Here is a 2,536-nt window from a genome sequence, read left to right on the forward strand (position 1 = left end):
ATAAATAAATTATTTTAAACTTAATATTTACTTTTTTATTTTTTTCGGGTAGAATATTAACAATTATATATTGTTCACAAATTTATTTTGTGATTGTTCATGAGAGGAGTGAGGTGTATGAGAGCTGTTTTTAAAAAGTTTATGGATGAAAACACAGTATTGCACCGATGGATTAGTTATGGATTTACAATGTTGTTGATTTTGGCAACAGCATATTTCACACCCGGACAGGAAAAGATTGCAAGTAATGCAGGTACATGGGTCGTCTTATTCATTCTATTCTATACTCTTCTTACCCGAAGAATTCTTGAAACACTTATTTTTGCCAATGTTTTAGGATTGGCGATGATTCACGGATTCGGATTTATTGACGGTTTTAAAGAACAACTTTTCAAAACTATGTCAGGAGAAGATTTTATTTGGATCGTTCTGCTCTGTTGTTCATTGAATGTTTTTAATAAATTTTTGAACAAAACAGGTGCATTGGGTGCATTCGCCGGAGTAATCAAATCACGTGTAAAATCGGAAAAACAATTAAATATGGCAACTTGGCTTTTACAATTTCCGTTGTTTTTTGACGACTACATGACAATGGCAATAGGCGGAAGTATTATGGCACCTATGTATGATGAGATGAAAGTACCGAGAGAAGAAGGTGCATATCTTATACATACTCTTGCCGAACCGCTTCGTGTATTGTTTCCGATTACATCTTGGGCTGCATTTATGAGCGGATGTTTTGTTTCCACGGGAATAGTATCTGAAAGCGAAGGAATGATGGCATTTATTCGTTCAATACCTTTCAATTTTTATGCAATGATTTCAATTGTCGGAACATTTCTCTTTGCAGCAGGTATTTTACCGAAAATAGGAGGATTGAAAAAACCGGATCCTTCACAATATATAGAATTTGCAGAAGCGGAAGAAGTTTCTGAAGATAAAAAGAGAGGAACATTGTGGGACTTCTTTATACCTATTTTATTTTTAGTAGTAATGTTCTTCTACTTTGATTTCGATACAGTTTCATCAATGGTTGTAGTAATTCCGGTAACTGTAGGCTACTATCTTTTAAGAGGCATTATGGGAGCTTCAGACGTTGAAGAATGTCTTGTAAGCGGATTTTCAGAATTTATGAGTTTGATTATATTGTTCTGTGCTTCATACATGCTTAATGACGTTTTGATCGGATTGGGATATATTGATTATCTTGCAGAAACCGTAAGACAATTCGTAAATCCGAATTTATTGCCGGTACTCGTATTTATAGTATTTTGTATTTCTGAATGTATTATGTCGCTTAACTGGGGACTTATTCTTATTACATTCCCGATACTTGTACCTGTAGCTGCAGCAATAGGCGCAAACCCGTACATGGTAGCTGCCGCAATTGTTTCCGCAGGTTGTTTCGGATGTAATATGTGTTATATTTGTGACTATACAATGCTGTCATCATCAGTATTCGGACTTAAAGCCGGATACCATGCTTCGACATGCGTACCGTATTCGATAATTTTTGCGGTAATCACTGCTGTATTTTATTTAATAGCAGGATTTGTATTTTAATATGATTTAGTAAGAATATTTCAAAGGAGAAATTTTTATGCAGGAAATAAGAAAATCAATTTACACGTTTACCAAGGATATGGAACCGGTAGCAAGAGCAAAAAACGGTGAAGTTGTAAAATTCATTATTAAAGACTGTTTTGACGGTCAAATAAAAAGTGAAAAAGACATTACTACTGAAGTTGATTGGCATCACTCCAATCCTGCAGCAGGACCTCTTTATGTTGAAGGAGCGGAAGTCGGAGATGTACTTGCCGTAGACATATTGGATATATCTGTTGCTGATAGAGGATTCGTATGTACTGTTCCTGAATGCGGACCATTTGCAGAAAAAGCGGAACTTAGAACAAATGGATTGAGAGTTGAAGGCGGAAAAATATACTGGGACAAGCACAATATGGTATGGCCGGCAGCACCAATGATCGGCGTTATAGGAACGGCACCAGATGGAGAAGATATGCCAACCGCATTTGTAGGAAATCATGGAGGAAATATGGATAATGCCATGATTCAGAAAGGCGTAAGAATGTGGTTTCCGGTAAGAGTAGAAGGTGCGTTACTTGCAATGGGAGATTTACATGCTGCAATGGGTGACGGAGAAGTTTGCGGTTGCGGTATAGAAATTGCCGGAGAAGTAATTGTACGAGTAAGCATTTTGAAAAACTTCAAGCTCAACTGGCCGTTGCTTGAAACAAAAGATGCATACTATGTAAATGCACGTGGTGCAACATGTGATGAAGCTATTCATTCAGGGTATGTGGAACTCCATAGACTTATATCTCAAGCATATGAACTTGACTACACAGATACTGCAATGTATATGTCGATACAAGGATTGCTCTCGGCAAATCAAGCATGTCTCGTAGAACAAGCCGGCGGAGACTCATTCAGAGTAGGTACACCTAAAGTATTGAATAAAAAACCTTTGATAAGTTTAGATTAAAATAAAAAAACTTTCTTGTGAAGTTGAACT

The 2,536-nt window shown here is 36.7% G+C and carries 2 protein-coding genes; both read left to right on the forward strand.

Annotated features, from left to right (window positions below; genetic code table 11):
- Positions 1-117: 117 nt before the first annotated feature.
- Positions 118-1,563 carry a Na+/H+ antiporter NhaC family protein gene (locus HMPREF9083_RS05135; RefSeq protein ID WP_007556342.1) on the forward strand — a complete coding sequence of 482 codons (1,446 nt, stop codon included), beginning with the start codon at positions 118-120 and terminating at the stop codon, positions 1,561-1,563.
- Positions 1,564-1,600: 37 nt separating this feature from the next.
- Positions 1,601-2,506 carry an acetamidase/formamidase family protein gene (locus HMPREF9083_RS05140; RefSeq protein ID WP_007556343.1) on the forward strand — a complete coding sequence of 302 codons (906 nt, stop codon included), beginning with the start codon at positions 1,601-1,603 and terminating at the stop codon, positions 2,504-2,506.
- Positions 2,507-2,536: the final 30 nt, after the last annotated feature.

The sequence above is a fragment of the Dialister micraerophilus DSM 19965 genome, from assembly GCF_000194985.1.
GTDB lineage: Bacteria > Bacillota > Negativicutes > Veillonellales > Dialisteraceae > Dialister > Dialister micraerophilus.